The organism is Staphylococcus sp. GDY8P119P (assembly GCF_017892075.1).
Classification (GTDB): domain Bacteria; phylum Bacillota; class Bacilli; order Staphylococcales; family Staphylococcaceae; genus Staphylococcus; species Staphylococcus ureilyticus.
Window position 1 is genome coordinate 1 of sequence record NZ_JAESKJ010000030.1, and the last position, 8,385, is coordinate 8,385.

Sequence of the window (8,385 nt, forward strand, 5' to 3'; positions counted from 1 at the left end):
GGTTCTGTTGCAAAGTTGAATTTATAGTATAATTTTAACAAAAAGGAGTCTTCTGTATGAACTATTTCAGATATAAACAATTTAACAAGGATGTTATCACTGTAGCCGTTGGCTACTATCTAAGATATGCATTGAGTTATCGTGATATATCTGAAATATTAAGGGGACGTGGTGTAAACGTTCATCATTCAACGGTCTACCGTTGGGTTCAAGAATATGCCCCAATTTTATATCAAATTTGGAAGAAAAAGCATAAAAAAGCTTATTACAAATGGCGTATTGATGAGACGTACATCAAAATAAAAGGAAAATGGAGCTATTTATATCGTGCCATTGATGCAGAGGGACATACATTAGATATTTGGTTGCGTAAGCAACGAGATAATCATTCAGCATATGCGTTTATTAAACGTCTCATTAAACAATTTGGTAAACCTCAAAAGGTAATTACAGATCAGGCACCTTCAACGAAGGTAGCAATGGCTAAAGTAATTAAAGCTTTTAAACTTAAACCTGACTGCCATTGTACATCGAAATATCTGAATAACCTCATTGAGCAAGATCACCGTCATATTAAAGTAAGAAAGACAAGGTATCAAAGTATCAATACAGCAAAGAATACTTTAAAAGGTATTGAATGTATTTACGCTCTATATAAAAAGAACCGCAGGTCTCTTCAGATCTACGGATTTTCGCCATGCCACGAAATTAGCATCATGCTAGCAAGTTAAGCGAACACTGACATGATAAATTAGTGGTTAGCTATATTTTTTACTTTGCAACAGAACCTAAATCTTTATAGTTAGTAGACTTTTCTTTTTCTTCATCTTCTAATTTTTGTCGGCTAGTAAACTCTTCTAGTAAATCATCTACATCTACATCAGTCATAATTAAATCGTCAAAGTTTAAAAATTCAAATTCAGTTGCGATTTCTTCCCAATCTTTAAAATCTTCATACTCTATATAATTATCATATTCATGAGATAATTCTTTAATAATTCGATTATTCTTCAAATCTAGTGTAACCTGAATCTCAAATTCTTCATTATCTCCTTTTGTAGTATATGCCAAAGGACATTGTAAGCTAGAATCAAAAACTTCTTCATCTTCATTATCATGGCCGAACTCTACCTGCTTATACTCCTTAATGTGTTCACAAATTTTTAAATAACTTTCAATCATATTTTCATTCATATTGACCACTCCTTAAAATTTTTCTTTTAGAAATTATTTATTTTTGCTGTGTTGTGAAGCCACTGCAACAAGCCGTTACGTTGAGATTGCAAGGGTTCAAGCAATAAAAGTTTTTAGACTGGCCGTATGGCCACAAATAAAAAGTTTTTTGCCCCTTGCAAGATCATCACGTAGGCTTGTTAAAAGCACAATCTTTGATTGTGCGTGTGAGCGTATCAACACAAAAAAATAAATTCTAAAAAATGGCAATAAAGGGAAAGTGAAACCTCACTTGCCCTCCATCTAATACTATGAACAGTTAATAAAATCGTATACATTAAAAATCTTCAATTTATAGGTCAAAATCGTTATCTTGCTAACATTTTTGATCATTATAGTGGTATATTCTATTTTTTAGTGTTCATGACTATGCGTAATATCATCATCCCTGCACATTACAGAATCCTTATGAGGGTGGTTTTCACTCTCCATCTGAATCGTTGCATGTCCAATATTCTCATCTTCCAACTCGTCTTCAATTGTTCTCAGAATTTCCTGGCTTTCCTGAATAGAAATGGTACCATCTACCACCACATGGCATGAAAGTGCATTTTGGCCACTTGTAATACTCCATACATGTAGATCATGCATATTATTTACTCCTGGAATGCTCTCTATGGTTTTAATCACTGCGTCAATTTCAACGTTTTTAGGGGTACCCTCCATCAATACATGAACGGCATCTTTTGTCACACGCCACCCACTTATCAATACAAGCACTGCAACAATCACACTGGCCAACGGATCTGCCCAGCCCCAGTTGAAGAAGAGGATCATCAGAGCCGCAATAATGGCCCCCACCGATCCAAGCAGATCGCCTATCACATGTAAAAATGCTGCACGTATATTCAAGTTTTCCTTCGTATCCCCGCCTCGCATGAGAATCCATGCTACAAGAATATTTACCAGTAGTCCAATAGTTGCGATGATTAACATACCCGTAGAGGCGACTTCAGGTGGATCTGTAAAACGTTGATAGGCCTCATAGAAAATGTAGATGGCAATCAGTACCAGAGTAACTCCGTTAAATACAGCTGCAAGAATTTCAAATCGTTTATATCCGTATGTTTTACTATAATCGGCCGCTTTTTCTCCAAGTATAAAAGCCAACAAACCGACACCTAGGGAAATTGAATCACTTAACATATGGCCCGCATCAGCTAGTAAGGCGAGGCTATTGGTCAAAATTCCCCCAATCGCTTCGATAATCATATATCCTGTGATGATTATGAAACTGATCATCAAGGTTTTTTTGTTCGCACCATGTGTATGGTTATGTTCATGACTCATTCAATCATCTCCTATTAATATTTATAGATGGGTATAATAGATGGGTTTATATAATTTTTTGGTCAATGGTGACGAGCATGGTTGATTGTTTCTTTCAACATGTTCATTACATGGGCATCATCATGGGAATAATATAGAGTCGTACCTTCCCTTCTATACTTGACCAAGCGCAAATTTTTCAAAAAGCGTAATTGATGCGAAACGGTGGATTGTCTTAAATGTAGGTTTTCAGCAATCTCATTTACGGAATATTCTTTAAGAAACAGCAAATTCAGTATTCTGATTCGTGTTGGATCACTTAATGCTTTGAAAGTTTGGGATACAACAAATAAAGTTTCTTCATCAAGACCTTTTTTATTACCAACAATTTTGTTTTCGTTAATATCTTTTATGATGGCTCACCTCTTACTAATCATAATGGTAGCTCTTAATATAAATATGGTTATATTTATATATACTCATATATTAAAAATGTTTAGCACTATTGTCAATATATTCGTAATGATGAGTACCACCAAATTTATCTTTTTTCTATTACTTCAATTGGCACTCAAGACAATCATTGATAGACTATCTTATACTGGTTTGCAGAAAGGTTCATCTTATAAAAAATTTCAAATGGAAAAGAGGTGCGTTTATCGGAATATTAGAAAAGTTTCAAACCTTGATTATACTGCTCGCTGTTGGTTCAGGTATCTTATTAGGACAAATAGGTGTAATTGAACGATATGCAGAGACACTGGTCGTCCCGTTTTTATTCTTAATGCTCTATGGATTGTTTTTGACGATACCACTGCATCAATTGAAAAAGGCATTTTTAAATATCAGATTCCTTGGCTCCAGTACTATCATTAATTTTATATGGACACCAGTATTAGCCTGGGGGTTGGGGGCTATTTTCTTATCAGATCATCCAGCTTTATGGATTGGTTTTATTATGCTTATGGTGACACCTTGCACGGATTGGTACCTCGCATTTACAGGCATAGCAAAAGGGAATGTGTCTCTTTCAACATCGATTCTACCGATCAATTTGATCCTGCAAGTCGTACTTTTACCTATATACCTACTATTATTCGCTGGCAGCATTGAAACCATTCCTCTCCCAACACTCATTGAGAGTATATTGATTGTACTGATCTTTCCTTTCGTGCTTGCTCACCTTACACGATTTCTATTGAGAAGAAAAGAACTAGTTTTAAGCAATATCGTCATACCCTTTTTCAGCAATGCTCAGATTTTCTTTCTATCATTTGCGATTATGGCAATGTTTGCTTCCCAAGTCTCATACTTGCTTGACCATTTGGAAGTCATTTATATCTTGATTATTCCTATTTTGATATTTTTTATTATCAACTATGTGTTAGGCCGTTTAGTGGGAAGACTACTGAAATTTTCCTATGAAGATACGGTCAGTTTAAGTTTGACGATTATTGCACGAAATTCTCCAGTTGCCTTGGCTATAGCTGTCACCGCTTTTCCAAATCAACCTCTCATTGCTTTGGCTCTGGTCATCGGGCCTTTGATTGAATTGCCTATACTTGCCATTGTGTCCCAAGTACTGCTTTTCACAAAAATGAGTGGAAAGTGAAAGGGAACTACCATATGACTTGGGTGAACTTTATTAAAAACGACCGTTTATTAAATATTTACAGGTTTTAATTTAAATTAGCTATGTCTAATTTGGGTACACCCTAATCATACATATATAGTTGTTGAATTTATAGCAACTGTGACTTTACCTGCTAATTTAGAATAACTTTTCTTGATAAACGAGAAAGCTCAATACATTCACTATTCCATTTTATATTTTTCGAAATTCCATTGATAAATTATAAAAGATCCCCTCATTTTCATAAAAATCATTTGATTTTTCTAAACAAATGGCCACTCTCATTATTGTGGATATGAGAGTGACCATAAATTTTATTTGTTTACTTGTCTATTTAACAAAGGGGATTCTCATTGCATTTATCAATCACTAATTAAATACTTTAAAGAACTAAAATGAAAGATATTAACGAGATTTAAGTTCGTCAGTTGTCATCCATTTGTGATTTTTAACCATTTTATCGTTTTCGGTTGATTTATAATCCACCATATAAACGGTTGTTTTTTCTACATCATCAATTTGAGCTTCTGCACCTTTCATACCAGGCATATGGTCAGCTTCTAATTTAACTGTATCACCTTTTTTAAATCCATTTTTAGGGGCATCTGCAACTTCTTCATTAACGACCCATTTGTGGTTATTTACTTTCTTATCACCATTTTCAGGTGTATAACTCACTACATAAGCATAGGTTTTGTAAGCACCTTTAACTGTCCCTTTAGCATTTTTCATGCCGGGCATATGTCCTGCTGTAATAGTAACTTCATCCCCTTTTTTAAATTTACTATCGTCTGTACGCTTCATATCATCTGGAGTCTTGCTTTCACTTTTATGTTCCATGTGTTCTTCTTCTTTTTTATCTTTAGAACCATTATTTTCTTCTTTACTACCCGTTGAGCAAGCTGATAATACTAATCCTGATGCTAATATAATAAATCCTAATTTTTTATACATATTTTAAAATTCCTTATTAATTATTTTGTTACTTTTACTTGTCCCATCATGCCATTATCTTCATGTTCAAGAATGTGACAATGGAACATATATGTTCCACTGTTTTTAAAAACAACTTCTATTTTGGCTTTTTGACCAGGTTTTAACGATATAACGTCTTTTTTTCCTCTCATATCTTTTGGAGGTGCTTTCCCATCCACTGATACAACTTTAAATTGGGTTCCATGGATATGAAAGGGATGCTTCATACCTCCCATTTTGTCTTTAACATTCTCAATTTCCCAAATCTCTTTTTGATTTTTCTTTTGTGTAAAATCTATTCTGTCAGGGTCGTACTTTTTATCATTAATAGTAACCTTATCATCCATACCTTCTAGTTTGATTTTCTTGTCTACTTTAGAAGTTGTCTCTTTATTATCTTTCGATTCTTTGTAATTTATTGGTAAAACCACGGTATCTTCGTTATCAACAAGATCAACTTCTTCACCTTTAATTTTAGATAAATCGACTATTATTTCTTTTCTTTCAGAAGGCGCTAGATTGATTTCATTTAACTGTTGTTTTTCCTCTAAATAACCACCATCAGAGGCAATGTATTCAAAACTTTGGTTGTTACTTAATTTAAGGTTTAAATCTCGAGCGTTAGAACCATTTAAAAGTCTTAAACGAACTTTTCCTTCTTTGGTTGTTAGTTTAGGATTTACTTTCCCATTAACAACTACTATATCACCTTGAGTACCATCTATATCTTTTGTTTTTGAATAATTTAATTTTTTTGATATAAATGTTTTATCTTGAATAACTATCGGTAAATCATTTTCCCCATATTCATTAGGGTAATTTAAATTTTCATTATCTTCTATATATAATAGGCCAGATAATCCATTGTAAACTTGCTTAGCAGTATTTGGAGAAGGATGAGGGTGATACCATAAAGTGGCAGCTTCTTGTTCGACTTCAAACTTAATTATTTTTTCTTCCCCTGGTTTTATAACCTGAGAAGGGCCACCATCTACTTTTCCATCTATCTCAAGACCATGCCAATGAAATGTCGTATTTTCATCTAAATTATTAACTAATTTAATTTTTACTTTTTCACCTTTTTTAAGTTTTAAAGTTGGCCCAAGTATACTTCCATTATAACCTAAAGTATCAGAAAAGCTTCCTTTATAAAATTCTGTCTTCCCTTCCTGAGCCTTTAATATATAATTCTCATAACCATCTTTATCTTTTTCTGACTTTAAAACTTTAGGAAAAGTTATTTCATTTTCTCCTTGTGAAGAATTAAGTTTTTTTCTTTCATCATGTCCTCCCATATCCATTTCATCATTCTGTTTTTGTTTGTCTTCTGTCATATTCATGTTCTGCTTACTTTCTGCTAATATATCATTAGATAATATAAGTAACATGGAAAACAAAGCAGCAAGAACTGTAAATATTTTTTTTTTATCCATTTTACACCTCTTTTATTTTAATTTTAAAGTAAAGGCATTAATTGCAACGATAATTGTACTTAAAGACATTAAAATAGCACCTATTGCAGGTGATAAAATCAAGCCAATAAATGCTAAAATACCAGCTGCTAAAGGTACAGCAACAATATTATAACCTGCACCCCACCATAAGTTTTGCACCATTTTTCTCATAGTATTATTTGAAAGGGTCAAGAAATGAATGATATCTGATGGATTACTTTTAACAAGTATGATATCACCTGAATCCACTGCAACATCTGTGCCTGCACCAATTGCTATACCAATATCGGCTCTTATAAGACTCGGCGCATCGTTGATACCGTCTCCGACCATCATGACTTTATTACCGTCACTTTGATAATCTTTTATAATGCTTTCCTTATCTTCTGGCATGAGTTGTGCGTGGACATCACTAATACCTAATTCTTTTGCGACAGCGTGTGCCACTTCATTATTGTCACCTGTAAGCATGACTGGTGTAATATTTCTTGATAGTAAATCAGCTACCATTTGTTTTGAGCTTTCTTTAATTTGATCTCCTTGAGCAATCATGCCAATGACTTGTTGATCCTCAATTAAATAGCTGATTGAATTACCTTGTTGAGCTAATTTAGTAAACAAGTCATCGTCATAATTAAGTTTATGTTTATCAAGATAAGAGACATTTGTTATTTTATATGTTTTATTATCAATTAGACCTTCTAATCCGACACCTGGAATATTATTAACGTCTTGTGGATTAGTAAATGAAACATTTTTACTTTTCGCAAAATCAACAATACTTATAGCTAATGGGTGATTAGATTGACTTTCTAATGAGGCGAAAAGGCTTAATATTGTATCATTACTCAAATCATTTTTAAAGCTCTCATAATGATTCACAGAAAAGTTACCCTCAGTTAAAGTACCAGTTTTATCCATCATTACATAATCGATATGTTGAGCTATTTCTACAGACTCTCTATTTTTAATAATTAAACCATTATGTGCACCAATTGAAGTAGAACGTGCAGTGACTAAAGGTATTGCCAAGCCTAAAGCATGTGGACAAGCAATGACTAACACAGTTACAAGACGTTCTAATGCAAAATCAACATCATTTTGAATGAGCATCCAGACAATAAAAGAAATCACGCCAACACTTACAGCAAAGTAGAATAAATAACCCGCTACTTTATCAGATAACAATTCAGCACTAGATTTATCACTTTGTGCTTGATTAACAAGTCCCATAACTTGAGAAAGATATCCATCTTCTCCCACAGCTGTAACCTTGACTTGTATTGTTCCAGACCCATTAATAGAACCCCCGATGACGTTGTCATTTTGATTTTTTTGTACTTTTTTAGATTCTCCAGTGACTAGGGATTCATCTATAGATGTTTGTCCTTGAACGATAATACCATCTGTTGGAATGCTTTCTCCGGCTTTTACTTCGACGATATCATCAGTCATGATGTCTGATATTTTAACTTCTTCGCGTTGGCCATTATCCATAACTTTAATAGCACTATTAGGTAACAGTTCTGCCATTTTCTTTAAAGCATCTCCAGCATTTCCGACAGCATTCATTTCTATCCAATGTCCTAATAGCATAATTAAAATTAAGGTTGCTAATTCCCAAAAAAAGTCCATTGTATGACCAGTTGCACTACTAAAGTTATTCATATAAAAGGCGTATAAACTATAAATATAAGCTACTGAAATACCTAGAGCAACAAGCGTCATCATTCCAGGTTTTTTAGTTGAAATTTCATCTTTAGCCCCTGATAAAAATGGCTTTCCTCCGTAAAAGAATAGAATTGTAGCAAGAATTAATAC

General features: G+C 33.5%; 8 protein-coding genes. 2 read left to right on the plus strand and 6 right to left on the minus strand.

Features of this window, described 5'->3' with window-relative positions:
- Window positions 1-56: 56 nt before the first annotated feature.
- The gene (locus tag KA830_RS13575) at window positions 57-731 is read left to right on the plus strand and encodes an IS6-like element IS257 family transposase (RefSeq protein WP_001106019.1); all 675 of its coding nucleotides are present in this window, start codon (window positions 57-59) and stop codon (window positions 729-731) included.
- A gap of 40 nt (window positions 732-771) precedes the next feature.
- Here KA830_RS13575 and KA830_RS13580 read toward each other — a convergent pair whose 3' ends face one another.
- The 3 genes from KA830_RS13580 to KA830_RS13590 form a co-directional block, all read right to left on the minus strand.
- Window positions 772-1,194, minus strand: a complete 423-nt coding sequence (locus tag KA830_RS13580) for a hypothetical protein (RefSeq protein ID WP_204171936.1) — start codon at window positions 1,192-1,194, stop codon at window positions 772-774.
- Between the two features lie 393 nt (window positions 1,195-1,587).
- Window positions 1,588-2,523, minus strand: coding sequence for a cation diffusion facilitator family transporter (locus KA830_RS13585; protein WP_001837444.1), 936 nt, complete (start codon window positions 2,521-2,523; stop codon window positions 1,588-1,590).
- Window positions 2,524-2,585: 62 nt separating this feature from the next.
- Window positions 2,586-2,906: an ArsR/SmtB family transcription factor gene (locus tag KA830_RS13590; RefSeq protein ID WP_072324278.1), complete on the minus strand. Its 321-nt coding sequence runs from the start codon at window positions 2,904-2,906 to the stop codon at window positions 2,586-2,588.
- Between the two features lie 254 nt (window positions 2,907-3,160).
- Between KA830_RS13590 and KA830_RS13595 the strand changes: the two genes are divergently transcribed.
- The gene (locus KA830_RS13595; RefSeq protein ID WP_204172793.1) at window positions 3,161-4,114 is read left to right on the plus strand and encodes an arsenic resistance protein; all 954 of its coding nucleotides are present in this window, start codon (window positions 3,161-3,163) and stop codon (window positions 4,112-4,114) included.
- 426 nt (window positions 4,115-4,540) lie between these two features.
- Here the strand turns inward: KA830_RS13595 and KA830_RS13600 are convergent, their stop codons facing one another.
- The 3 genes from KA830_RS13600 to KA830_RS13610 all read right to left on the minus strand — a co-directional run.
- On the minus strand, window positions 4,541-5,089 hold the full coding sequence (locus KA830_RS13600; RefSeq protein WP_107523615.1) for a DUF1541 domain-containing protein: 549 nt from the start codon (window positions 5,087-5,089) through the stop codon (window positions 4,541-4,543).
- A gap of 20 nt (window positions 5,090-5,109) precedes the next feature.
- A complete protein-coding gene (locus tag KA830_RS13605; RefSeq protein ID WP_204172791.1) occupies window positions 5,110-6,543 on the minus strand; it encodes a multicopper oxidase family protein in 1,434 nt (477 codons plus the stop codon).
- Window positions 6,544-6,555: 12 nt separating this feature from the next.
- The coding region (locus KA830_RS13610; RefSeq protein WP_245337244.1) for a heavy metal translocating P-type ATPase at window positions 6,556-8,385 on the minus strand (1,830 nt) is incomplete at its 5' end.